The sequence below is a fragment of the Herbaspirillum aquaticum genome (assembly GCF_002213425.1).
Classification (GTDB): Bacteria; Pseudomonadota; Gammaproteobacteria; order Burkholderiales; family Burkholderiaceae_D; genus Herbaspirillum; species Herbaspirillum aquaticum.
On sequence record NZ_NJGV01000020.1, the window covers coordinates 40,212 to 64,884 of the forward strand.

Annotated in this window: 22 protein-coding genes; 7 read left to right on the forward strand and 15 right to left on the reverse strand. The window is 61.4% G+C overall.

Annotated features, from left to right (window positions below; all coding sequences use genetic code 11):
- Window positions 1-33: 33 nt before the first annotated feature.
- Both CEJ45_RS18140 and CEJ45_RS18145 read right to left on the reverse strand, forming a co-directional pair.
- Window positions 34-1,653 (reverse strand): alkaline phosphatase D family protein, encoded by a 1,620-nt coding sequence (locus tag CEJ45_RS18140; RefSeq protein ID WP_088756433.1) that lies wholly within the window; start codon window positions 1,651-1,653, stop codon window positions 34-36.
- 247 nt (window positions 1,654-1,900) lie between these two features.
- Complete coding sequence (locus CEJ45_RS18145; protein ID WP_088756434.1) at window positions 1,901-2,731, reverse strand: oxidoreductase; 831 nt, start codon at window positions 2,729-2,731, stop codon at window positions 1,901-1,903.
- A gap of 206 nt (window positions 2,732-2,937) precedes the next feature.
- Between CEJ45_RS18145 and CEJ45_RS18150 the strand changes: the two genes are divergently transcribed.
- Window positions 2,938-3,840, forward strand: coding sequence for an AraC family transcriptional regulator (locus CEJ45_RS18150; protein WP_088756435.1), 903 nt, complete (start codon window positions 2,938-2,940; stop codon window positions 3,838-3,840).
- A gap of 302 nt (window positions 3,841-4,142) precedes the next feature.
- On the opposite strand, the gene CEJ45_RS18155 is transcribed toward CEJ45_RS18150, so the two are convergent.
- The gene (locus tag CEJ45_RS18155; protein ID WP_088756436.1) at window positions 4,143-5,048 is read right to left on the reverse strand and encodes a LysR family transcriptional regulator; all 906 of its coding nucleotides are present in this window, start codon (window positions 5,046-5,048) and stop codon (window positions 4,143-4,145) included.
- Between the two features lie 111 nt (window positions 5,049-5,159).
- Between CEJ45_RS18155 and CEJ45_RS18160 the strand changes: the two genes are divergently transcribed.
- The gene (locus tag CEJ45_RS18160) at window positions 5,160-5,954 is read left to right on the forward strand and encodes an alpha/beta fold hydrolase (RefSeq protein WP_088756437.1); all 795 of its coding nucleotides are present in this window, start codon (window positions 5,160-5,162) and stop codon (window positions 5,952-5,954) included.
- Between the two features lie 232 nt (window positions 5,955-6,186).
- Window positions 6,187-7,389 (forward strand): ammonium transporter, encoded by a 1,203-nt coding sequence (locus CEJ45_RS18165; protein WP_088756514.1) that lies wholly within the window; start codon window positions 6,187-6,189, stop codon window positions 7,387-7,389.
- Between the two features lie 253 nt (window positions 7,390-7,642).
- On the opposite strand, the gene tcuC is transcribed toward CEJ45_RS18165, so the two are convergent.
- The 4 genes from tcuC to CEJ45_RS18185 form a co-directional block, all read right to left on the reverse strand.
- Complete coding sequence (gene tcuC / locus CEJ45_RS18170) at window positions 7,643-8,953, reverse strand: MFS transporter (protein WP_088756438.1); 1,311 nt, start codon at window positions 8,951-8,953, stop codon at window positions 7,643-7,645.
- 90 nt (window positions 8,954-9,043) lie between these two features.
- Window positions 9,044-10,216: a tricarballylate utilization 4Fe-4S protein TcuB gene (gene tcuB / locus CEJ45_RS18175; protein ID WP_088756439.1), complete on the reverse strand. Its 1,173-nt coding sequence runs from the start codon at window positions 10,214-10,216 to the stop codon at window positions 9,044-9,046.
- Complete coding sequence (gene tcuA, locus CEJ45_RS18180) at window positions 10,203-11,606, reverse strand: FAD-dependent tricarballylate dehydrogenase TcuA (RefSeq protein ID WP_088756440.1); 1,404 nt, start codon at window positions 11,604-11,606, stop codon at window positions 10,203-10,205. The genes tcuB and tcuA overlap by 14 nt, the downstream gene beginning before the upstream one ends.
- A gap of 76 nt (window positions 11,607-11,682) precedes the next feature.
- A complete protein-coding gene (locus tag CEJ45_RS18185; protein WP_088756441.1) occupies window positions 11,683-12,609 on the reverse strand; it encodes a LysR family transcriptional regulator in 927 nt (308 codons plus the stop codon).
- 565 nt (window positions 12,610-13,174) lie between these two features.
- Between CEJ45_RS18185 and CEJ45_RS18190 the strand changes: the two genes are divergently transcribed.
- On the forward strand, window positions 13,175-14,074 hold the full coding sequence (locus CEJ45_RS18190) for a formylglycine-generating enzyme family protein (RefSeq protein WP_420913309.1): 900 nt from the start codon (window positions 13,175-13,177) through the stop codon (window positions 14,072-14,074).
- A gap of 139 nt (window positions 14,075-14,213) precedes the next feature.
- Here CEJ45_RS18190 and CEJ45_RS18195 read toward each other — a convergent pair whose 3' ends face one another.
- From CEJ45_RS18195 to CEJ45_RS18210, 3 genes are all read right to left on the reverse strand, one after another.
- The gene (locus CEJ45_RS18195) at window positions 14,214-15,242 is read right to left on the reverse strand and encodes a methionine synthase (RefSeq protein WP_088756515.1); all 1,029 of its coding nucleotides are present in this window, start codon (window positions 15,240-15,242) and stop codon (window positions 14,214-14,216) included.
- A gap of 25 nt (window positions 15,243-15,267) precedes the next feature.
- The gene (locus tag CEJ45_RS18200; protein ID WP_088756443.1) at window positions 15,268-16,251 is read right to left on the reverse strand and encodes a DUF1852 domain-containing protein; all 984 of its coding nucleotides are present in this window, start codon (window positions 16,249-16,251) and stop codon (window positions 15,268-15,270) included.
- A gap of 236 nt (window positions 16,252-16,487) precedes the next feature.
- Entirely contained in the window at window positions 16,488-16,664 is a 177-nt protein-coding gene (locus tag CEJ45_RS18210) for a hypothetical protein (protein WP_229296907.1), read from the reverse strand.
- A 447-nt stretch (window positions 16,665-17,111) separates the two neighbouring features.
- Here CEJ45_RS18210 and CEJ45_RS18215 point away from each other — a divergent pair, with 447 nt between their 5' ends.
- Window positions 17,112-17,864 carry a GAF domain-containing protein gene (locus CEJ45_RS18215; RefSeq protein ID WP_088756446.1) on the forward strand — a complete coding sequence of 251 codons (753 nt, stop codon included), beginning with the start codon at window positions 17,112-17,114 and terminating at the stop codon, window positions 17,862-17,864.
- 59 nt (window positions 17,865-17,923) lie between these two features.
- Here CEJ45_RS18215 and CEJ45_RS18220 read toward each other — a convergent pair whose 3' ends face one another.
- The 4 genes from CEJ45_RS18220 to CEJ45_RS18235 all read right to left on the reverse strand — a co-directional run bounded on the left by CEJ45_RS18220 (window position 17,924) and on the right by CEJ45_RS18235 (window position 23,162).
- On the reverse strand, window positions 17,924-19,693 hold the full coding sequence (locus tag CEJ45_RS18220) for a sensor domain-containing phosphodiesterase (RefSeq protein ID WP_241517371.1): 1,770 nt from the start codon (window positions 19,691-19,693) through the stop codon (window positions 17,924-17,926).
- 48 nt (window positions 19,694-19,741) lie between these two features.
- Window positions 19,742-21,310 (reverse strand): methyl-accepting chemotaxis protein, encoded by a 1,569-nt coding sequence (locus tag CEJ45_RS18225; protein ID WP_088756448.1) that lies wholly within the window; start codon window positions 21,308-21,310, stop codon window positions 19,742-19,744.
- 417 nt (window positions 21,311-21,727) lie between these two features.
- Window positions 21,728-22,888, reverse strand: coding sequence for a zinc-dependent alcohol dehydrogenase (locus CEJ45_RS18230; protein ID WP_088756449.1), 1,161 nt, complete (start codon window positions 22,886-22,888; stop codon window positions 21,728-21,730).
- A gap of 85 nt (window positions 22,889-22,973) precedes the next feature.
- Window positions 22,974-23,162, reverse strand: coding sequence for a hypothetical protein (locus CEJ45_RS18235; RefSeq protein ID WP_088756450.1), 189 nt, complete (start codon window positions 23,160-23,162; stop codon window positions 22,974-22,976).
- Between the two features lie 348 nt (window positions 23,163-23,510).
- On the opposite strand from CEJ45_RS18235, the gene CEJ45_RS18240 reads away from it, so the two are divergent.
- Window positions 23,511-23,732: a hypothetical protein gene (locus tag CEJ45_RS18240; RefSeq protein ID WP_088756451.1), complete on the forward strand. Its 222-nt coding sequence runs from the start codon at window positions 23,511-23,513 to the stop codon at window positions 23,730-23,732.
- Window positions 23,733-23,809: 77 nt separating this feature from the next.
- Here the strand turns inward: CEJ45_RS18240 and CEJ45_RS18245 are convergent, their stop codons facing one another.
- The gene (locus tag CEJ45_RS18245) at window positions 23,810-24,040 is read right to left on the reverse strand and encodes a hypothetical protein (protein WP_088756452.1); all 231 of its coding nucleotides are present in this window, start codon (window positions 24,038-24,040) and stop codon (window positions 23,810-23,812) included.
- A gap of 372 nt (window positions 24,041-24,412) precedes the next feature.
- Here CEJ45_RS18245 and CEJ45_RS18250 point away from each other — a divergent pair, with 372 nt between their 5' ends.
- On the forward strand, window positions 24,413-24,619 hold the full coding sequence (locus CEJ45_RS18250; protein WP_088756453.1) for a KGG domain-containing protein: 207 nt from the start codon (window positions 24,413-24,415) through the stop codon (window positions 24,617-24,619).
- The last annotated feature ends 54 nt before the right edge of the window (window positions 24,620-24,673 follow it).

Below are 24,673 nucleotides of genomic sequence, written 5' to 3' on the forward strand. Positions count from 1 at the left end.
CGGTCCGATTCTTGCCGCACTGCCCGCAGGCGATCAGGCCTCGGGGGGCAATTCCACCTTGTAGATTTCCTTGCCGTCGGTGTTGTGCAGGGTGACGGTGAGGGTCTTGCTCTTCGCATCGATCTTGCCGATGCCGAAGAACTGCAGCAGCTCGGCCGGCGAGCGGTTCTGCTTCATGTCCGCCGGGATGCTGACGAAGCGCACGTCCGGACCGAAGGTACGATCGATCTCGCCCGGCCCGAAGGTACCGGCATTGATCGGGCCACCGACGAATTCCCAGAAGGGCTTGAAGTCGGTGAACTGCGCACGCTCGGGCGCATAGTGCGTAGCCGAGGCGTAGTGCACGTCGGCCGTCACCCACACCACGTTCTTGATGTCGTGCTGCTTGATGAAGCGCAGCAGTTCGACCACCTCCAGCTCGCGCCCGGAGGGCTTGCCGTTGTCGGCATTGGCCCAGGCCTCGAAGGTTCCCTTGGGCACATCCGGGTTCAGGTCCGGCACCACGATCGACAGTGGCATATCGCTGGCAATGAGCTTCCAGGTCGAGCGCGAACGCAGCAGCGCCTGCTTGATCCAGCGCATCTGCTCGGGGCCGAGGAAGTCGGCGTCGTGGCCACCCTTCTGGCGGTTGGGAGAATTGCGGCCGCGATAGCTGCGCTCGTCCAGCATGAACACCTCCAGCAGCGGACCGTGGTTGAAGGCGCGATAGATGCGGAAGGGATCCGCGCTGTCGATGCGGAAGGGATTGTGTTCGAACATGGCCTGGCGCGCGCGGGCCGCCAGCACGTCGATGTTGCGTTCGTCGTAGCGCTTTTCGGCCGCACCGATCAGCTGGCCGGGATACCAGTTGTTGCGCACTTCGTGGTCATCCCACTGCACCAGGAAGGGCACCTCGGCGGCGAAGCGGCGCTTGTTGGCGTCGAGCATGTTGTAGGCGAAGTTGCCGCGATAGTCATCCAGCGTCTGCGCGACCTTGGACTTGGCCTCGGTGACCACGTTGCGCCACAGCGTTCCGTCATCCAGCTTCACTTCGGCCTGGATAGGACCATCGGCATAGATCTGGTCGCCCGAGTGGATGAAGAAATCCGGGCGGAAGCGGCGCATGCTTTCATACACCCGGTAACCGCCCCACTGTTCATTGATGCCCCAGCCCTGGCCGGCTTCATCGCCCGAGAAGGCGAAGGTGATGTCGCGCGCCTGGGCATGCGTGGCGGCGGGCACCATGAGGCTGCCGGTCAGCGGCTCGCTCAGGGCCGATTCATGCACCAGGTCCTGGAAGCGCACACGGTAGTAGATACGCTGGCCTGCCGGCAGGCCGCGCAGGTCGACGCGGGCGGTGTAGTCTTCGCGCGCCAGTGCGGTGGGACCGGCGATACGCACGGGGTTGCTGAAATCCTCGCGGGTGGAATACTCGACCAGCATGCGCGCATTGCGGTCGGCGCGCGCCCAGACCATGGCGCTGTCGCGGGTGACGTCACCGCTCATGATGCCGCCGGGGAATTGCGGACGCAGGCGCTCCGAGGTGACGATGGCCGGGGCGGCAGAAAAGGCGGCCGGTGCGGCCAGGCTGGTGGTGGCGGCCACTGTCGTGAGGGCGCTGTCGCGCAGGAAGCGGCGGCGGCTGTGGTCGGCTGGCGGGTTGCGGTCTGGCATGGCGACTCCTGTGAGGATGAGGGTGAGGGAAACGGTGACGAAGAGACGGGGGCTTGCAATCTAGCAACCGAATATGACCGTCCGATGAAACCCTGCTGACCAGTCCTGACCGCAAAGGAAATGCGGCCCGCTTCTCGTAAAAAATGCGGCCCTCGGGCCGCATGGTTTTGCCTCTTTCCGGTGGACGGTATCGGGCCCCCCCTGCATCACACCCTCTCAACGACCTCGGACCCTGCTGCAAGATCGTTCACCGGAAATCCGTGGATGCCGAGATCTTTTCCCATGCATCGATTTCCTCAAGCATCAGCGCCAGCTTTTCGCGCACCAGCTTGACGGCGTCGCTGCCCAGCAGGAGATGCACCGGTGCGTCGGCATCGCCGGCCATGTCGAGGATCACCTGCGCCGCCCTGGCCGGGTCGCCGAGCTGGTGCCCGCTCTTGGCCTGGCGTGCCGCGCGGATCGGGTCGATCACTGCATCGTAATCCGCCAGGCTTCGGGGCGAACGCACCATGGAGCGTCCCGCCCAGTCGGTACGGAAGGAACCGGGTGCCACAGCCGTGACCTTGATGCCGAACGCTGCCACTTCCTTGGCCAGGGTCTCGGAAATGCCTTCCAGGGCGAACTTGCTGCCGCAGTAATAGGCAATGCCCGGCATGGTGATGAATCCGCCCATGGAGGTGATGTTGATGATATGGCCGGTGCGCCGCGCCCGCATGGAGGGCAGCACGGCCTTCATCATGGCTACGGCACCGAACACGTTGACATCGAACTGGTGCCGCATCTCCTCAAGCGAGGATTCTTCGAGCGCGCCTTCATGTCCGTAGCCGGCGTTGTTGACCAGCACATCCACCGGGGCCAGGTGCCCGGCCACCGCAGCAATGGCGGGAAAATCGGTCACATCGAGGACGATGGCCGCCGCGCGTCCGGGAGCCATCTGCTCGAACTGCTCTTTGGCGGCCTGGCTGCGCACCGTGCCTGTTACTGAATGGCCGGCCTGCAGGGCGGCGTCCGCCAGGGCCCGGCCAAATCCCGAGCTCACGCCCGTGATCAGGATATGCAATGTCTTGGAAGTTTTCATGGCGACCTCTGTAGCTCCTTGATGGAAGCCTCTCCGGGGAGGCCGGAGCAGCTTCCCGACGGAGAGGACGATGGCTGCCATCATAGGCAGGCTCCCGTCGATCCACCATGTCGATTAGCATGTGGTGTTTGCCTAAAACTATGAGATCGCTCATGTCAGGAAGTACGAAGAAATCCGGGCAGAAAAATTCGAATGCCCATCAACGCATGGTGAAACTGCTCACTGAGCTCGCCCCTGACGAAGGCTACAACCTGTCGCCGCTTCCGGATGTGCGTTTCCTCAGATCCAACCGTGCACTGAGTGAAACGCCGGTCCTCTACGAGCCGGGCATCGTCGTGGTCGTGCAGGGACGCAAGCGCGGATTCCTGGGCGGGCAAACCTATCTCTATGATGCGCGGCACTACCTGGCTGTGTCGGTGCCCGTGCCCTTCACGATGGAAACCGACGCCAGTGCGAAGGCGCCCTTGCTGGCGATCTATTTCCGGCTGGATTTCCAACTGCTGGCTGAAATCCTCTTGCAGATGGATGATGCCGATCTCTCCGCCCATCCGCAGACCATGTTCGCCACCAGGATGGATGCGCGGATGTCGGCCTCGGTATTGCGTTTCCTGGAGGCCATGCGGGTGCCGATGGAAGCCAGGATCTTGGGCCGGTCGCTGGTGAAGGAGATCTACCTGCGGGTACTCACGGGCAGGCAAGGTGCCTCCATGCGCGCCGCGCTGCGCAATGACGGGCAATATGGAAAAGTGGCCAAGGCCATCCGGAAAATTCACGCCGCCTATGCGGACAAACTGGATGTGGAACAGCTCGCGCAGGAGGCGGCCATGAGTCCGCCCTCCTTTCATGCGCATTTCAAGGCGGTCACCGCCACTTCGCCGATGCAATACCTGAAATCGACCCGCCTGCATCAGGCACGCCTGCTGATGCTGCGCAACGGCCTGACGGTAGCCGAAGCCAGCGCGCGCGTCGGCTATGAAAGCGCCTCCCAGTTCAGCCGGGAATTCAAACGACTCTTTGGCCTGCCGCCGACGCAAGAGGTGGCGCGGATGAAAGAGGCCTATGCGCTGCCCGATCCGGAACCGTCGGCGATGTTCGTGTCATCGCATTAGGCGGGGTGGAACGCCTTGCCAACGTTGCGGGGTTCTAGGGCCTGTTCACATTCAATCTGTGAGATGCGTTGCCCCCAGAAGGCGTGGTGGCAAGGCGCGCGTCAGGGCTGGTGGTGGTGCCACCAGCCCTGACGTGCAACGCGGCCAGCGCGCCTTCTGGGGGCAACCCTCCGGGAGAGGCCGCCAAGCGTCGCCTGCCGTTGTTGCAGCTCCTTGCCGTGGCACCACCACGGCGCGTCGCCGCGCCTAGGCAGTCAACGCTTGGCGACCTCTCGCACTCACAGATTGAATGTGAACAGGCCCTAAACTTCCCACGGCGGATGAGCGCCGAAGTCTTCGGCAAGATAATCGACGAAGCGGCGGACCTTGAGCGGGATTCCTCGCGCGCTCGGATAGACGGCCTGGATGGCCAATGCATTGGCGCGATACTCCGGAAGCAGGGCAATCAAGCGCCCTTGCCTGATATGTTCACCGAAGACGAAGGAAGGCCCGAAGGCCACACCCGCGCCCGCCAGCACGCAAGCCAGCAGCATCTGCATGTTGTTGGCCGTCAGCCGGCAGGGACCATCGATGCGATGCGCCTGTCCCGCGGCATCGATGAAAGTCCAGTCGCCTTCAGAGACTGCGTCACTGAAGGCCAGGCGCGGCAGGCGCGACAAGGCTTGCGGCGTGCCAGGCAGGCCATGCTGCGCGATCAGTTCGGGAGAGGCACAGGCGATCATGCTGCAGGGTGCCAGACGGCGCGTGACCAGTTCGGGATCGTCGAGCTTCCCGATGCGGATGGCCACATCCACGCCCGCATCGATCAGGTCGACATAGCGGTCGCCGAGCACGACCTCGACGTTGACCTCCGGGTGATCCGCAAGATAGCGCGCAATGACCGGGCCCAGATGCATGGCGCCGAAGGTCACCGGCACGGCCACGCGCAGAACGCCCCGTGCGGTCCCTTGCGCCGCAGTCGCTTCGCGGTTCGCCTCTTCGAATGCCGCGAGGATCTGGCGGCAACGCACGTAATACGTCCGGCCTACCTCGGTGAGGCTCAGGCGGCGCGTGGTACGTTGAAACAGGCGGGCACCCAGCTCCGCCTCGATCTGACTGACGTGCTTGCCCGCCATCGCCGGCGACAGCGCGAAGCGCCGGGCCGCCCCGGCAAAGCTGCCTTCCTCCACTGCGGCCACAAAGACATTGAGGCTCATCAGTTTGTCCATGCGCCCCCTATTCGATCATCAGAGTGTCGACTGTGACTAACAATTTGCCAATTATAAATTTTTCGCATGGAATCTACCATTGACTCTCCCCCATCACAAAGGAGCAGACACATGCATATCGAAACCAACGGAACACGCATCCACGTTGCCCAGCAGGGCAGCGGCGAACTGGCGCTGGTGTTCCTGCACTACTACGGCGGTTCGTCCCGCACCTGGGATGCGGTAGCCGCACAAGTGGCGCAGCGCTGCCGCATCGTCGCCACCGACCATCGCGGCTGGGGCCGCTCTGCAGCGCCCGCCGAGGGCTACCGGATTGCCGACCTGGCCGCCGATGCCGAGGGCGTCATTGCCGCCTTGGGACTGCAGCGCTATGTTCTGGTGGGCCACTCCATGGGTGGCAAGGTGGCACAGCTGATGGCTTCGCGCCGGCCGCACGGGCTTGAAGGGCTGATCCTGGTGGCACCATCTCCGCCCTCGCCCATGCTGCTTTCGGCGGAACAGCGGGCCATGCTGGCAGGCGCCTACCAGTCGCGCGAATCGGTGGAGTTCGTGCTCGACCATGTATTGACCGCAAAGCCCCTCACGGCCGCGCGCCGCGCACAGGTCATCGAGGACAGCCTGCAGGCTGCACCCCAGGCCAAGCTCGCCTGGCCCAACGTGGCGATGGCGGAGGACATCACGGCCGATGTCGCTGCCATCGAAGTCCCCACGCTGGTCATCTCGGGCGAGCAGGATCAGGTCGACAGGATCGCGACGCTGCAGGCAGAGCTTTTGCCGCGCATTCCCCAGGCCGCCCTCCGCGTCCTTCCTGGCGTGGGCCACTTGTCACCGCTGGAAGATCCGGAGGCGGTGGCGCAGCTCATTGAGGGTTTCATTGACGCACTGCCCAAGGCGACTCGGCAATAAGCGACGCTGGGCAGGCAAGGCTTTACTGCCCACGCACCAAAATGCAGCCGACTACAACCGACCGGCACCGACATGCACGGAGTTCGTGCGTGTCGGTGCCTGACGCATAGCTGACGCACCGAAAAAGTCTTTTCAAATCAATGCACTGCGCATTTCTCACCAAAATGGAACGGAAATTGCTTTAGTCGTGGCTTTCACGCATTTCCTTGCACACTTTTTGGGAGATTTTCTGGTGGACGATCACAAAAACGGCGCAGACGCCCTCTTCATCCTGCTGGGGGCGATCATGATCCTGGCCATGCATGCCGGCTTTGCCTTCCTGGAACTGGGGACGGTGCGCAAGAAGAACCAGGTCAATGCCCTGGTGAAGATCCTGGCTGACTTTGCGGTATCGACCATCGTCTACTTCTTCATCGGCTATTACGTGGCCTATGGGGTGAGCTTCTTTGCCGGCGCCGAGACGCTGGCCGAGCGCAGCGGTTTCGAGCTGGTGAAGTTCTTCTTCCTGCTGACCTTTGCGGCAGCCATCCCGGCCATCATCTCCGGCGGCATCGCCGAGCGTTCCAAATTCAATCCGCAGTTGATCGCCACGGCCGTGCTGGTGGGCCTGGTCTATCCCTTCTTCGAGGGCATCGCGTGGAACCAGCACCTGGGCGTGCAGGCCTGGCTGGCGACCACCTTCGGTGCAGAGTTCCATGATTTCGCCGGTTCCATCGTGGTCCACGCCGTGGGTGGCTGGATTGCGCTGCCGGCGGTCCTGCTGCTGGGTGCACGCCGTGGCCGCTACAGCAAGGAAGGCGCGGTGGCGGCGCATCCGCCGTCCAACATTCCTTTCCTGGCCTTGGGCGCGTGGATCCTGACGGTGGGCTGGTTCGGCTTCAATGTGATGAGCGCGCAGACCCTGGACAAGATGAATGGCCTGGTCGCCATGAATTCGCTCATGGCCATGGCCGGCGGCACGCTGGTGGCGCTGCTGATGGGCCGCAACGATCCCGGCTTCGCCTACAACGGCCCGCTGGCCGGCCTGGTGGCGGTGTGCGCGGGCTCGGACCTGATGCATCCGCTGGGCGCGCTGGTCACCGGCGGCATTGCGGGGGCGATCTTCGTGTGGATGTTCACCCGCACCCAGAACAAGTGGAAGATCGACGATGTGCTGGGCGTGTGGCCGCTGCACGGCCTGTGCGGCCTGTGGGGCGGACTGGCGGCGGGTATCTTTGGCTTGCAGGCGCTGGGCGGACGCGGTGGCGTGTCGTTCATGTCGCAGCTCATCGGCAGCCTCATGGGGATCGCCATTGCAGCAGCGGGCGGATGGATCATCTATGGCTTGCTGAAGAAGGCGGTGGGGATACGGCTGGATCCGGAGCAGGAGTTTGAAGGGGCCGACCTGGCCATTCACAAGATTTCCTCTACGGCGGAGAGGGAGACCAGCTGGTGAGCCGATCAACAAGAATGGAGTCTGCATTTCCGAAATAAGGCCTGTCGACCCGATGAAAGCCAGTCGGACTCATCGATGGCGTATCAAAAGCACAGTGGCAACAGCGTCAGCGCCAATGAAAAGGCCACCATTGCGGTGGCCTTCTCAATATCGAACAGTAATCGTAGCGATGTCCGCAATCGGCGGCAGAAGCGCTCACCGCCAGCGCATTGCGGACATCTTTTCCATTGAGGCCAAGCGTCGCGCCTGAGTTTCACTGCACAACGCGACTCACTGCTCCACCGCGTCGACAGAAGATCAAAGTAGCGGTGAGCCCACATAGCGCAGCGAAACTCATCCAAAGTCCGGGCGACGCTTTATTGGACGTCACATCGATCAGATACGTGGAAATGGCGGGTGTAAATCCCCCAAAGACGGCGGTTGCCAGGCTGAAGGCGAGTGAGAAGCCTACCACTCTGACGTTCACAGGCATGACCTCCGTCAGCGCTACGACCATGGCACCGTTATACATCCCGAAATAGAAAGAGAACAGCAGCAACACCGCAAGCAGGTGTCCAAAGCTGGGGTTGGCCACCAACCACGACATCGCGGGATAAGCTGTCAGCAGCGCAAGCAAGGAAATGCCGACCAGAATAGGTTTGCGGCCAATGCGGTCGGATAGTGCACCGCCAATCGGCAGCCAGACGAAATTGGACAATCCCACGAGAAGCGTCACCAACAAACTGTCGCCCGCGCCCAAGTGCAGCACGCTGCGACCAAAGGTTGGTGTGTAGACGGTGATCAGGTAGAAAGTGGTGGTCGTCATCGCGACAAAGAGCATCCCTGTGAGCACCGTACGCCAATTCTTGACCATCGAATGAAACACCTCCTGGATATCAGGATGGTGACGACGCGCCTGGAACTCGCCGGTCTCCTCCAGGGTGTTGCGCAACATGAAGATAACGGGAATGATCGCGCAGCCGATCAGGAACGGGATACGCCACCCCCATGCCGTCACCTCCCCTGGAGACAGCCAGTGGTTCAAGCCGAATCCCAGCGCAGCCGCCATCACGATGGCGACCTGTTGGCTAGCCGATTGCCAGGCAGTATAGAAGCCCTTGCGGCCAGGGGTGGCAATCTCCGCCAGGTAGACCGATACGCCACCCAGTTCCGCCCCGGCCGAGAAGCCTTGAAGCAAGCGGCCGATCAGCACCAGCAACGGTGCGAACAAACCGATTGATGCGTATCCCGGCACCAGCGCAATGAGCACCGTACCGCTCGCCATGATCGAGAGCGTGACAATCAAGCCTTTGCGGCGGCCTACCTTGTCGATGTAAGCACCCAATATGATCGCACCCAGCGGCCGCATCAAGAAACCGGCACCGAACACCGCGAAAGTCAGCATCAGGGACGCGAATTCGTTATCGCTTGGGAAGAAAATCCTGGAGATATAGTTTGCGTAGAAGCCAAAAAGGAAGAAGTCGAATTGCTCCAGAAAGTTTCCACTGGTGACACGCAGTACGGCGCCGATTTTTGACGAGGGTCGAGAACCTGCGCCATCCCTATTGGTGTCTTTTATTGTCATTGTATTTGCCTCCAAATATTTTATAAGTTATGTCACGGGTCTTTTCATGAGCAGAGCTGACGCATCACGCAAACTGGCCGTGTCAGGCATTTAGTCGTCGCTTAGTTTTAATGAATTCGGTTGGCGCTTCTCGATTGCCCACTTGAGAAGAGCAGCGCTTCTGAAAATGCCATGGGCGAACTTCCCATAGGGCAAGGTGACGAACAGCGCCATGACAGCGCCCAGGTGCACACACAAGGTCAGCGGCAGTGCGGGGGTTCCGCGCGAGAGCATCAGCATCAGGCCGCTCGCTGCCGTAAGGAACAGCAAGGCGATGAAACCACGGTCCATGGGGCGCTGCGCTGTATCCCCCTGCAACGGGTGGCGGCGCAAATTCAAAGCAAACAAACCGGTAGTGCCGATCAGCAGAGAAACGCCACCTGAGATGCCCAACAGCTTGGGCAAACTGGTGAAGCCGTAGGGTGCTTCCCAGCCGAACAGATAGTGGTACAACGTCGCCACGCTGGTAGCCGCCAGGCACAGCAGGAAACCGTAAAACGTGAAATGGTGAAAGCGGCGCCGCGCCAACGTAAAACTGTCATTGGCGTTGTTGCACCCTTCCCCATGTCCGCCGTCCAGGAATTTCAGTCTCAGCACCTTGTCTGCGGCGTCTCCCACAGCCTCCGCCGTGGCGGCTCCCGGTGAGATGTCCTTCCAAAAACGCCGCACACCCAGGCTCAGACTCAGTAGTGCAAGCAAGAAGATTGGCGCGAACAAACCTGCCATCAGCTTGTGCGGAAAAATGGAATAGAAATTGGCGCCGGAAGGTGCGCGCAACAGCGAGCCCTGCAACCAGGCGGCAAGCATCAGGAACAGTGTCAACCCTGCGACCAACGCGAGCGCGAGGAACAGTCCGTTACGCTTGTATAGCGCCCCAAGAGCAGGCGGCCAGGCATAATCGGCATAGGTCTCAACGCGCACCTTGGCCATGGCCTGCGGTACATTGACGGCGAATTCATGCGGCGGTGCGTACTGACACGCATGCAAACAGGCACCACAGTTATGACAGAGATTGGCAAGGTAATTGATGTCAGCCTTGCCAAATTCCAGCCGCCTCGTCATTGCCGGGAACACCGCGCAGAAGCCTTCACAGTAGCGGCAGGAATTGCAGATCTTCATCTGGCGCTCGACCTCGGCCTCCTTCGCGCTCAGGATCGGGATCACGGCATACCCCCCTGAGGCCTGCTCGCAGGCTTGTCGGGTCAGGGCTTCAAGCTGTTGCATGTTCAACTCTCTTTGCGGCAGCGGCCGCCTGCGTGCCAGCGATGCGTCCGAAGGCCGTACCGATGGCCATGCCAACGCCGGCGGTGTATCCCTTGCCAAGCACATTGCCCGCCATCATTTCCCCGGCCACGAACAGATTGGGACTGGGTCGGCCGCCGAAATGCACGGCGGCATGCTCATTGACCTTCAAGCCCAGGTAAGTGAAGGTGACACCAGGTTTGAGGGCATAGCCATAAAACGGCGCCGTGCTGATGGGGCGCGCCCAGTGCGTTTTTGGGGGAGTGAGACCTTCAGTGCGGCAGTCATCGAGCGCAGTGTGGTCAAAGTGGCCAGGACGGCAGGCGGCATTGTAGTCGTCCACTGTCTTGATGAAGGCCTGCTCGGGCAGTCCGAGCTTCTGTGCCAATTCGGGAAGCGTGTTGGCTGTGGTGCCAGGAAAGACCGGCGGCATGAAGCGGCCAATGGCTGTCTGGTCGATGATGGAGTAGCTGATCTGACCTGGCTGCTGCGCCACCAGGCGCCCCCAAATGGCGTAGCGCTTGGGCCAGAAGTCCTCCCCTTCGTCATAGAAGCGTTCACCGTCACGATTGACGACCACGCCAAGCGAGACGCAATCGATCCGCGTGCAAATGCCGCCGTCATAGAGCGGCGCGCGTGCGTCGATTGCCACCATATGGGCTTGTGTCGGGTCGCCGATCGCATCGGCTCCGGCATTGATCATGTATTTGAGCAGCACGCCTTCGTTGAAGCGCGTGCCGCGAATCAGGAAATTGTCGGAGGGCCATTCGCCACGGGCGTTCTGGCCCCAGGCTTCGCGCAACCATGCGCGATTGGATTCGAAGCCGCCTGCCGCCAGCACGCAGCTTTTTGCGGTGATTCGTTCACCCTTGGCAGTGCGCACGGCAGCAAAGCGGTCGCCATCGAGTTCGACGGACACCACCGGTGTATCGTAGCGGATCTGTACGCCCAGTCTTTCTGCGCTACGGAAGTAGGCATTCACCAGGGCTTTGCCTCCGCCCATGAAAAAGGCGTTGGTACGGGCTACATGCAGCGCACCAGACAGTGGTGGCTGGAAATGCACGCCATGCCGGCGCATCCAGTCGCGGCAGTTTGACGATGCCACGATGGCGATGCGTGCCAATTTTTCATTGGTGATTCCGCCGGTGACTTTGAGCAGATCCTGCCAGTATTCCTCTTCGGGATAGGCGTCGACCAACACGTCCTGTGGCGCGTCATGCATACAGCGCAGGTTGCGCGTGTGCTGAGAATTTCCACCACGCCATTCACGTGGCGATGCCTCAAGCAGCAAGACGGATGCGCCTGCTTCCCGGGCCATGAGCGCCGCACACAGTGCCGCATTGCCGCCTCCAACAACCAGTACGTCTACCATCGCTTGCCTCCGTTTCAAGAGGCGATTCTAGGTGGACCGTATCAGCTTCGGTAGTCGTCAGCCCGACAAGCCGCGTTCATGATTCGTGAAGACTTGCTCCCAACCAATGGGACCCGGTCAATAGTTCGCGCACGACGTCCCTCAGCACGATGCGGGTAGCCAATGCAGCCGGCGACAATTCATCCTCTGGCAGGCTGGCCAGCAAATTGGTCCGACGCACTCCCTTGTCGGCCACCTGTACGAGCCGAACTTCGGATCCGTGGAGACGTGAGGCCGCGGCGCCGGGCTGAATCGTCGCTGCCAGCCCCGTCCGGACAACGTCCATGAGGGTCGCCAAGCCATCAATCTCGGCGACGATGTTGGGCTCGCACTTGGCCTGCGTGAAGGCCTTTGTCACAACCGCCCGCAACCCATGGGTCCCGCTAGGCATCACCAGCGGCAACGTGCCGATATCCTTGAGATGGATCTTGTTGACCTTGGGCATGCCAGCGAGCTGATGGGAACCGACCAGAAAGAGGCGCTCGTGCAAAAGAGGCGTGGCAGTCAGGCGCTTGCCTGCGTTTGTCTCGAACAGAATGGCGAGATCCAGTTGCCGCGCATTGAGCATGGCGGCCAAGTTACCCGACAGGCTTTCGACAAGGTGCAAACGGATGTCAGGGTAGCGGGCACGCAAGCTGCTCATGAAGGCCAGCGCCAACACCGATGCCGTGGTTGGCGCAAAGCCGACACTGACATGCCCGGACATGCGCGCGTTCTGCGCGGCCCGGCTTGCCTCGTCGACATGCCGCAGCGCCAGTTGTGCCTGGTGCCAGAATGCCAAACCTGCGTCGGTCGCGACAACGCCGGTCGTCGTACGTCGCAACAGACGGGTAGAGAGTTCGCCCTCCAGCCGGCTGATTTGCTGACTGAGTGCAGAAGTGACTACCCCCAGGTCCGCTGCAGCTCGGCCCATGCTTCCCAACTCAACGACCCGTATGAAATAGCGGAGTTGTCTTAATTCCATGTTGCATCCAGTCCTGAAATAGGTTGACAGGTTTTACAGCAACGCAGCCGCCCGATGCAAGGCATCGCGCGTTTCCTATTCCAAGGCCGTACGCGATCTCTGCTCGAGGAGCATAGCCACGCCGGACGCTTAAGAAATAGCGCTTGATGCCTCCTGCTAGAGAACCCGCGAATACAATCCAACAAGCTTGTCACTGACACCTGGAGACTTTGACCTATTTTTTCAATTCGCGGAACCATTCACAGCCCGGCCCGCCATCCTCCCATGATTGCAGAGGTAATTATTCAATATCAAAGCCCGTCCTCATGCTGCACGAGGCCAGCAAGCCCCTTCTGTCGTTTGCGATAGAATCGATTGCCATCCAGGGGGATCTGGCGCAGGCGGCAACGAATTGAACTCCTCGTTGCAACGTCAACAGGGAAGCAGCAGCCGACATCAGGGGGATGACTTGAAACACGGCACCATCAGCTTGCTGGCGATATTGTTTAGCGCGACCGTGCAATGCGCGTGCGCCGAGGAAAGACCGCCACTACCCGCGACGATGGAAAACGCCATCGGCATGCAACTGGTCCTGATCCCGGCGGGAGAATTCCTGATGGGCACCGATGAATCCCTCGCGTCGCTCAAACAAGCCTATCCGGATTATGAAGAGCGCCGCCTGCGCGATCTCGACGACGAGCGGCCGCGCCACAAGGTGCGCATCACCCGTCCGTTTTATCTCGGCAAGCACCTGGTCACCGTTGGCCAGTTTGCCAGATTCGTGGCGCAGTCCGGCTATGTTCCCGAATCCATCCGCGACCAGACGGGAGGCTATGGCTACAACCCCGGCTATGACCCTGAGAAGACCGAGCGCAAGGACGCCTTCGAAGGGCGCAACCCGCAATACAGCTGGAAGACTCCAGGCTTTCCCCAGGGCGACGATCATCCGGTGCTCAACGTCACCTGGAACGACGCACAAGCCCTGGCCGCATGGCTGAGTGAAAAGGAAAAGGCACACTACCGTCTGCCGACGGAAGCCGAATGGGAATACGCCTGCCGCGCAGGCAGTACCACACGCTATCCCAATGGCGATGATCCCGAGGGCCTCAGCTTCATTGCCAATACCTTCGATGCCGATGCAGCACCCTACTGGCCGCGCCTGGCGGGCCATGCGCTCAAGGGCCATGATGGTTTCGCCTTCACCTCCCCGGTCGACAGTTTCCCGCCGAACGCCTTCGGGGTGCATGATATGGTCGGCAATGCCTGGGAGTGGACTGCAGACTGGTATGGAGAAGACACCTACGCACGCTCGCCATTGGCAGACCCGCAGGGGCCGGCAAGCGGTCAGACCAAAGTACGGCGCGGGGGCTCGTGGCATACGTGGGCCTTGTATGCGCGGTGTGCATTCCGGAACTGGAATACCCCCACTACGCGCTATACCTTGGTCGGGATCAGGCTGGTGCGGGATGTGACTCCCTCCCGCTGAAAGACGCGTACGCTCCTTGCAGGCTCTTTTCCGCTTGATACGGCGCAGAACACGGCGCAGCAAGACACGCGATCCAAAGAAAAATGACCACCGTTTCCGGTGGTCATTTTCCTTTCATCAGGTAAGGTTCACGTTGCAACTATACCTGCAACTCACGCCGCACCATCTCCGCCCCCGCACTCAAGGCATGGAGCTTGCCCCGCGCCACATCACGCGGCAGCGGCGCCATCCCGCAATTGGTACTCGGATAGAGCTTGTCCGCCGCCACGAACTGCAAGGCCCGGCGCAAGGTCGCCGCCACTTCCTCGGGCGTCTCGATGGCGTGATTGGCCACGTCGATGGCACCGACCATGACCTTCTTGCCGCGAATGAGTTCGATCAGGTCCATGGGCACGCGCGCGTTGTGGCATTCCAGGGAGACGATGTCGATATTGGATGCCTGCAGCTTCGGGAACGTCTCCTCATACTGGCGCCACTCGGAACCCAGCGTCTTCTTCCAGTCGGTGTTGGCCTTGATGCCGTAGCCATAGCAGATGTGCACGGCGGTCTCGCACTTGAGTCCCTCGATGGCGCGCTCAAGCGTGGCCACACCCCAGTCGTTGACTTCATCGAAGAAGACATTGAAGGCCGGCTCATCGAACTGGATGATGTCCACGCCCGCCGCTTCCAGCTCGCGCGCCTCCTGGTTGAGGATCACGGCAAACTCCCAGGCCAGTTTCTCGCGGCTCTTGTAGTGGCTGTCATAGAGCGTGTCGATCATGGTCATGGGGCCGGGCAGCGCCCACTTGATCGGCTGGTCAGTCTGGCTGCGCAAAAAGCGCGCATCCTCGACGAACACCGGCTTCTGGCGCGACACCGCACCCACTACCGTGGGTACGCTGGCGTCATAGCGATTGCGGATGCGCACTGTCTCGCGCTTGGCAAAATCCACACCGTCGAGATGCTCGATGAATGTGGTCACGAAATGCTGGCGCGTCTGCTCGCCATCACTGACGATATCGATGCCGGCATGCTGCTGCTCCTGCAACGACAAGCGCAACGCATCGCGCTTGGCATCGAGCAGTTCTTCGCCTTGCAGCTTCCAGGGCGACCAGAGTTTTTCGGGCTCGGCCAGCCAGGCGGGTTTCGGCAGGCTGCCGGCGGTGGAGGTGGGCAAAAGTTTTTTCACGATGGAGAACCTGGTGGAGGAAAAATCAACGGGCACAAGCAGCCGACCACTGTTCGAGCACGGCGCGGTACGGCTTGATGAAATGTTCTTCGGCGAAGCGCCCCTGCTGGACCGCCAGGCGGCTGCGCTCCTCGCGGTCATAGACGATGCGCGTCATGGAATAGTCTTCGTTCTGCAGGCTGGGCTGGTAAGTCTTGCCGGCAGCGGAATTGGCGTTGTAGATCTCCGGACGATAGATTTTCTGGAAGGTCTCCATCGTGCTGATGGTGCTGATCAGCTCCAGGTTCGTGTAGTCGCGCAGGAGGTCGCCACTGAAATAGAAGGCCAGCGGCGCGGCGCTGTCAGGCGGCATGAAGTAGCGCACCGCCAGCCCCATCTTGGCGAAGTAGGCATCGGTGAGCGAGCTTTCATTCTGGAGATACTCCACACCCAGCACCGGATGGACATTGCCGGTGCGGTGATAGGTCTTGCTGCTGGCCACGCTCAGGCAGATCACGGGCGGCTTGCTGAAGTGCTCGCGGTAGGCGGGTGAGGCGACGAAGCGCTTGAACAGATTGCCATGCAGCTCGCCGAAATGATCGGGGACGCTGAAGCCGGACTGCTGCTTGGTATGTTCCAGCAGCACCACGCTGAAATCGTAATCGCGCACATACGACGAAAAATTGTTGCCGACGATACCCTCGATGCGCTCACCCGTGTGGTGATCGACGATGTTGGTCTTGAGCACTTCGATGAGCGGCAGCGCATGAGCCGTATCCTGTCCGGCGATCCCCATTTCCACAGAGACGATGTCCAGCTCCACGGCGTAGCGGTCGGCCTTGGGATTGTCCCAGTGCGCCAGCGCATTGAAGCGGTTGTTGATCATGCGGAAGGTATTGCGCAGGTTCGCCTGCCGCTCTGCGCCCCGGGCCAGGTTGGCGAAGTTGGTGGTGATGCGCGTGTTGTCGGCGGGACGGTAGTCCTCGTCGAAACAGATGCTCTTGATGGCGAATGAGAAGTCGTTGCTCATGATGTGTCTGCGCCCCTTGTCGGTCAATGTTCTGGCCGAATTCTATGACGGGCCATCCATGAATAAAAATGATTTGATCTCATTGATCAATGAGATTGGTTCATACATTGCCACCGACTGCGCTGCGAAGCGGCAAAAAAAGCCCTGCTTCTTGCGAAGCAGGGCTAACGCCTTCTCGGGGGGATGAGAAGGCGGGACAGCGATCCGGCGCGGAGGTGCGCCGGAGCAGTTGCGTTCTATTCCTTGCCAGCCTCAGGCAGCATGCCGAAGAAGTCGGCCATGTTGCCCTCGGTCCAATCCTTCACCAGTACACCGTCGCTCCAGACCCGGTACACGTAACAGCGTTGCTCGCGGGCCGCGTCCAGCGGCCGGCTTTCCACCACGTAGGTCCTGCCGGCGACACAAATTTTCATTCGATGAGAAGTCGCTGCCGGTTTTTCTCGCTTGCCCATTTCTTCCCTGGTTTTCCCTGCCGCCTGCGACCGCGTCGGGTTTTCTGCGACGGATCAGGCCCCAAGGCTTGACGCAAGTCAGCTTCCCGTCAGAACCACAGACCTTGTCCGACATCATTTCGCAATGGGCACTACAATGCCCGCTTGGTACCAACGTCAACACCTTCAAAACAACGATGAATCATTCCCGCATAGCGAGAATTCATCGACAACAAGGATGGCGTAAGCTCCCCTCGCTACCGTACGGATATCTGCCTATTTCATATTTTGCACAGAGCAGCGCTAACGAAAAGTGAAAGATATTAAAAATACTGACTTTCGTTGCATTTCTGCCATTTTTAAAATATTAAATATGTGAAATATAAAAATTCGTCCGCGCGCAGTTATACTTTTACAAGGATCAATCAAATGGGTCGCGCAGCACCCTCTGATGACAACCAAACACCTCCCAGCGACCCGGCGATGACCTCGCGGGAAGCAGCCCGGCTGCTGGGCGTGTCGATCACCACCGCCCAGATGTGGATGGAGAGCGGCATGCTGGCCTCCTGGAAGACACCCGGGGGCCACCGACGCACCCGGCTGAGTTCGGTCATGACCTTGCTCGGCCATCGTGAAGTGAAACAACCCGAGCCCGCGGCCGGCCCCGTCGTGCCCCAGATCGAAGTGCCTTATCCGGTCAGCGCGAATGAAGCCGAGCGTGCGCGCTTCGTTGAACAGACAATGGAAGACACACATTCCGAGGCCCGTTTTCATCGCCTGACATGGCTCGCCAGCGAATTGCTGGACGTCCCCATTGCCCTGGTCACTTTCCTGACCTCGGAGCTGCAGATCTTCCGTGCGGCACATGGCCTGAACATCAGCTCCACGCCGCGCTCGTGGGCCTTCTGCAATTACGCCGTGATGCAGGAGGAGATCTTCACCGTCTCCGACGCCACCAAGGATCCGCGCTTCGTCAACAATCCCATGGTCACGGGCTCGCCGTTCATCCGCTTCTATGCCGGCATCCGCCTGATGTACCAGGGCCGCGCTTTCGGTTCCCTGTGCGTCATCGATACCGAACCGCGCATCCTGCGCGCCCACGAACGGCAGGCCCTCGAAGAACTGGCCGCCCTGGCCACCGATATCCTGTCGCTGCAACTGCTGGAATCGAACCTGCCGTAAGCGCCGCGCCCCGGGCAGGGCGCGGATTGCCTGCCGCAGCACTGCGGCGCCAGCGGCCCTCATGGCTCCATCCCCAGCCACTGCTCCAGTTCGTCGGCCGGCATCGGCCGCGCAATCGCATAGCCTTGGGCGATGTCACAGCCCAGGTGATGCAGGATCCTGGCCGTGCGCTCGCTTTCCACCCCTTCGGCCACCACGCAAAAGCCCAGCTGGTGTGCCAGATGGATGATGGAAGGCACGATCACCTGGTCGGCCTGGTCCTCTTCCAGGCTGCGGATGAAGGAGCGGTCGATCTTCATGATGTCGGCCGGGATGCTCTTGAGGTAGGAGAGGTTGCAAAAGCCGCTGCCAAAGTCATCGATGGCCACCTTCACCCCCAGCTCGCGCAGCGACTCCAGGCGCTGGCGCACCCCTTCCGGATTGCTGGCCATGGAGCTCTCGGTGAATTCGATCTCGATCAATCCCGGCGAGACCGCGTGCTGCTTCAACTGCGCGGCCAGCAGGCGCAGGATGTCGTCGGATTCGAAGTCACGCGCCGAGGTGTTGATCGCAATCGGGACCGCCAGACCGCGCGCCTGCCAGGCCGCGACCTGGGCCACCGCATGGCGTACCACCCAGGCCGTGATCTGGCGGATCTGGGCGGTTTTCTCTGCCAGCGCGATGAAGATTGCCGGGGAGATGTTGCCCATCACCGGGTGAACCCAGCGAATCAGGGCTTCGGCGCCGACACAGCTGCCGTCGCGCAAGCGGACCTTGGGCTGGTAATGCAGGCTCAGTTCATTGGACGCATTGAAGGCCATCGGCAATGCCGAGAGCAGCCAGAAAGCGTGGCGCTGGTTTTCCGCATGGATCGATTCGAACTGGCGCGGACAGACGCCTTCCTCGCGCCCCACATCGATGACCGTCAGCAGCGAGCGCACCACGTCGCTACCGGCGATGTCATCCACGGCCGGCAACACACCAATGGCAATGTCGAGCTGATGGGGAATGCCGTGGATTTCGAGGGCCTGCACGAACTGCTGGCGAACGTTGGCGATGTGTTCCTGCCGCTGCGCGGTGGTGCTCTCGTCGAGGAAGACGAAGGTCGTGGTCGTGACCCGGTACACCGGCTGCCCGCCCAGCGCCTCGCACAGGGCACGGCTGACCTGCACCAGGAAGGCCTCGGCATAATCCCAGCCCAGCGCCTTGACCATATCGAACAAATATTCACGCGAACAGATGTCCACGCCCAGCGCCGCACAGGGCAGCCCGGCAGCGCCCCTGGCGTGCGGCCGTGTGCGCAGCACTTCCATGAGGCGGGCGCGATTGGGCAAACCCGTCACATGGTCGGTATAGCCGCGGTTGCGCAACTGCTCCAGGCGCTCCATGACCATGGCGGCGAGCTGTTCCAGCCTGGCCACCTCGGCCGGACCAAAGCGCTGGCGCGGATGCGGATCGATCAGGCAGAGCGTGCCCAGCGCATGGCCTTGCGAGGACACCAGCGGCGCGCCCGCATAGAAGCGGATGCGCGGCGCACCGGTGACCAGCGGGTTGCCGCGAAAGCGTGAATCCTGCTGGGCATCGAGCACCACCAGGCTACCGCCCGACAGGATGGCGTGGGCGCAGAAAGACATGGAGCGCGGGGTTTCATGGGCAGGCAAGCCGGCGCGCGACTTGAACCACTGTCGCTCTTCATCCACCAGCGACACCAGCGAGATCTCCACGCCAAAGAGCGAGCGCGCCAGCTCGGTGATCTGGTCGCAGGTCTTGTCGGGCAGGGTATCGAGTACGCAATAGCCCTGCAGCGCGGCCAGACGAGCGCCTTCGTCTTGTGGCAATCGGGCCGGCACGGAAAAGTCTGCATGAACGGCGTTGTCAGGGTTTTCAAGCAGCACGGATCACCCCATCACCTGCGCCGCCGGCGCCAGCTTGAAGGTGGACACCAGCCGTGCCAGCGCACCGGCCTGTGAGGTCAGCGCCTCGGCCGCTGCAGCAGCCTGCTCCACCAGCGCCGAGTTCTGCTGGGTCGCTTCATCCATGTGGCCGATGGCGTCATTGACCTGCTCGATGCCCTCGCTTTGCTCACGGCTGGACAGGCTGATTTCAGCGATCACGTCGGTCACCTTGCGCACGCTGGCCACGATCTCTTCCATGGTCTGTCCGGCGTCCTTGACCTGGCCGCTGCCGCTCTCGACCTTGGCGACCGAGGCGCCGATCAGTTCCTTGATCTCCTTGGCGGCTGCCGCGCTGCGCTGGGCCAGCGTGCGCACTTCCGAGGCCACCACCGCGAAGCCGCGCCCGCCCTCGCCGGCGCGCGCCGCTTCCACGGCTGCGTTCAAGGCCAGGATGTTGGTCTGGAAAGCGATGCCATCGATCACGCTGATGATGTCCACGATCTTCACCGAGGATTGATGGATGTCTTCCATCGTCGCCACCACCTCGCCCATCATGTGCCCGCCCTTGACCGCGACCCCCGAGGCCGAGGCCGCCAGCTCATTGGCCTGCGCCGCATTGGCCGCACTCTGGCGCACGGCCGAGGTGATCTCCTCCATGGCGCTGGCGGTCTCTTCCAGTGAGCTGGCCTGGCGTTCGGTGCGGGCCGACAGGTCGACGTTGCCGGAGGCAATCTCGGAGGAGGCGCGTTCGATCGCATCGGTCCCCTGGCGCACCTGCCCGACGATGCCGGCCAGGCTGTCGCGCATCATGCGCAGGGCATGCAGCAAGCTGCTGCGGTCGCCGCTGCGGGTGGCGACCTCCACGGCCAGGTCGCCATGTGCGATGCGCTGGGCGATGGCCATTGCATAGGCCGGCTCGCCGCCGAGCTGGCGCAGCAAGCCTCGTGTGATGGTGAAGGCCACCGCCACCGCAATAACGACGGCAAGGGCCGCCAGCACGGCGATGAGCCGCAGGGCGGCAGTGGCCGACTGCTCTGCGGCCAGGCCGGCGTCCGTGCTCTGGCCGGCGATGTCGCCGATGAGGACGTTGATGTCGGCCACGATCTTGCGGCGCAGCGGGCTGCAATCATTGACCAGGAAACTGCGATAAGCCTCCATCGCCCCGCTCTCGCGGTATTGGCGCGGGCGCTTGAGTTCATCGGCCATCTGCAGCAGGCCCGTGCGCACCGGTGCGAAATGGGCATTGCCGGCCAGGCGCGATTCCAGCTTGTGCAGCTCGGCGAGATAGACCGCCTTCTGTTCGTCGACGATCTTCAGTTCGGATTGCGCATCGGCGTCGCTGAGGAAGACGTAGGCATTGCGGGCAGCGATACCGGTCTGGTCCAGCGCCTCGCGGGCCACGTAGAGGGGCGCCAGGCTTTCGTTCTGGACTTCGTTGGCGCGTTCGATGGAGCTGCGCAGGCCATTGATCCCGAGCATGGCCACCCCCACGAGGACCAGCATCATCACCAACAAACTGGCGAACCCCAAGCTCAGCTTCACGCCGATTTTCATGTCTGACAAGGCCTTCATTGGCTTTCCGAGTGGTGTGCGTAACGAAAAATATGAAAAATATTCAAATAATTATGAGATTGAGCCAACTTTATGTCATATATTTCATAAATTTTGCAGTATTTACGCACACAAAGGTCTTACCAGCAAATGAAACTTGCAGCATTGGGATTTTTATATCACGGCGTGACATTTTCACCACAAAAATGCGAGCCAGTGCTCGCCAGCCTCCCCTTTCCACCAAGACCACCAAAACCCCGCTCCTGAGGCGCTATCAAGCCTTGTCTGGGCCCTTATTCACTACGGATGAACCTCGAAAAAGATGAGCAGAAGTCGCTCGTTCGAAGGGACGGATGAAATTCCCTCCCGTGTGAGGACCAGAAAAAAGCGACCGGCATCACCCGGTCGCTTCCCTCTCCAGCAGCATGCCCGGCATGCTCAGGCAGTGAGCACCACCTTGCGGCATTCCTCGCGCTTTTCATTGAAGATCCGGTAGCCCTCGGCGGCCTCCTCCAGCGGCAGGCGGTGCGTGATGATGGCCTCGGGGCGCAGCCAGCCGTCCTCGATACTGGCCAGCAGCTCTGGCATGTAATGCTGCACGTGGGTCTGGCCGGTCTTGATGGTGAGCCCCTTCTCGAAGATGTCGCCGAACAGGAAACCGTGGATGAAGCCGGCATACACACCCGGTACGCTCACCGTGCCGCCCCTCCGCACCGAGGCAATGCAGTGGCGCAGTGCCTGGCCGCTGCTGCCTTCGAGCTTGAGGTTGGTCATCGCGGTTTCAACCACACTGCCCTTGGCTTCAAAGCCGACCGCATCGATCACCGCATCCACACCCCGGCCGGCGGTATTGGCGATGATGGTCTCGCCCGGATCAACCTGGTCGAAATTGATCGGAATCGCATGGTATTGCTCGGCAGCGAAGCGCAGGCGATAGTCATGGTGATCGACCATGAAAATCTTTTCCGCGCCCAGCATGCGGGCGCACGCGGCCGCCATCTGGCCCACCGGACCGGCACCGTAGATGGCTACCGTGGAGCCCTCACGCACCCCGGCATTCTTCACCGCCTGATAGCCGGTGGGCAGGATGTCGCTCAGGAACAGGACCTGCTCATCAGCCAGCGGCGAGTCGATGCGGATGGGTCCGACGTCGGCCTTGGGCACGCGCACGTACTCGGCCTGTCCGCCCGGCATGCCGCCATAGAGGTGGCTGTAGCCGAACATGGCCGCTCCCGAGTGGATGCCCTTGCCGTTCATGATCGCACCGCGATCCGGGTTGGTCGTCTCACAGGCGGCGTAGAGATGCTGGTCGCAGAAGAAGCATTGGCCGCAGGCGATGACGAAGGGCACCACCACACGGTCGCCCTTCTTGAGCCGCTTTACGCCCGGCCCGGTCTCCACCACGACCCCCATGAATTCATGGCCGAGGATGTCGCCTGCTTCGGTGGCAGGAATCTTGCCGCGATAGAGGTGCAGGTCGGAGCCGCAGATGGCGGTGGCAGTGACCTTCAGGATGATGTCGTCGGCTTCCTGGATGATGGGGTCGGGGACCGTTTCGACCCGCACGTCATGGGCGGAATGGTAGAGCAATGCGCGCATGGGTTACTCCTTGAATGGGCTGGTCTGGCGTCAATGAACATCGGCGGCAAGCCTGGCAAACCGAGTCGAAGACTCGGTGGCAGACTCAGCGCGGCGCGCGGGCATCGTCCTGGACGATGTCGAATTCGGGCTTGGCGATTTCCTTGTTGGCGTTGTCGGTGCTGGTTTCGCGCGCTTCCACGTGGTCGCTGCGGGCGGCGCGGTTGGTGGCGTCGCCACTGGACTGTGCGGGACCGGGATTGGCGCGGGTAGGCAGTTTGGATTCGATGGCCATGTGGTTCTCCTTGGGAAAGCTGAGGGGAAAAAGGGAAAATGGGAAAAGGTCCTGAGCTTCCACACTAACGAGAGCGAGGACAGTCCACCATCAGCGGCCCCCGCCTGCCTTTGTGGGGCGAGGCTGTCGGACGCGTCAGCGCGGCTTGATGAGCGCGCGCAGCGGCTCAGGCGAAGCAGGAATGATGCGCTCCCTGCCCCGTGTCAGCCGCCCGGAGCCAGCATTGGCGGTGCTGGCCGACATACACGGCCTGCGTGTCGCAGTAGCATCGACCAGCACATGCAGCACTGCGCCTGCCGGCTTGCATGACGGCACGCCATCCATTCATCCAAGGACAAGGAGAGCATCATGACCGACGCCCTGAACAAGCACACCCATCCCCCCGACACTTCCGGCCCGCAAGACCTGCAAACCGAGGGTAACGCGCGCAGCGGCACCAATGAGCGCGACATGCTCGACCGCGGCAAGCAATACGCGCCGGGCGACAGCGACAAGCCTGGCTCCCGCAACAAACCGGAAGGCGACAATTATTCGGAGCAGGATATGCGGGAGAACAGTCCGCAACTGTAATGGCAAGGCTCCTGCCGGGGAAGCTTCGATTGATCGCCCCGGCAGATCAATGCACTTCAGATGATCAAGCGCACAGATCAATCTTCACGGTCGAATTCGGCCAGTACCATTTCCACCTGCAGGCACTGCAGTTTCAATTCCTTGATGGCACGGCGATAGCGGCGAAAGTCGCGGCGCTCGGGCAAGCCTTCCCCTCCCTTGCTGACCCGCACCACGTCATGCACGATGTTCTGCAGGATGGTGGCTGCCTGCTCGTGCGAGGCCTTGAGCCGGTTTACTCCCTCGATCAGCGCTTGTTTCTTCTTCATGGTGGTATCCAGGTTTTACCGGCATCGCAGGCCGTGAGCATGCGATGCCCAGAACAAGCCATGGAGTCCCGCAGGCCGTGTTGGTTCCTGAAGGGGCGCATCGATTCATCTGCACAGTAGATGGCACGGTTCCGATTGATCTGATCGACTGATGAAAACGATGAGCTGCCACGCTTCACCCGGTGTGGAAGAGCTCATGGCAGAGCAGCAACTCTTCTTCAATGATGCTGGCAAGACTGACAGTCCCCGCCGCCCCCTCATCGGGAAACACGCCGATATCACGACCGCCGGCACCTGCCTAAGATGAAGACTCGTAGGGAAGACAAAGCCCTGCGGATTTTTCCACCCCCTCATGACTCAAGGAGATACATCATGGCAAACCAGAACCAAGGCTCGACCAGCAACCGCGGCTTCGCTTCGATGGATGAAAACAAGCAGCGCGAAATCGCCAGCCAGGGCGGCAAGGCCGCCCACGAAAAAGGCAGCGCGCACGAGTTCAGCTCAGAAGAAGCACGTGAAGCCGGCCGCAAGGGCGGCCAGAACAGCCACGGCGGCGGCAACCAGGGCAACAACCGCTAAGGGCGTTGGCTTGCCGAAGGCAGAGGGCCCCCCGGGGCCCTTTTTGCTGCCTGC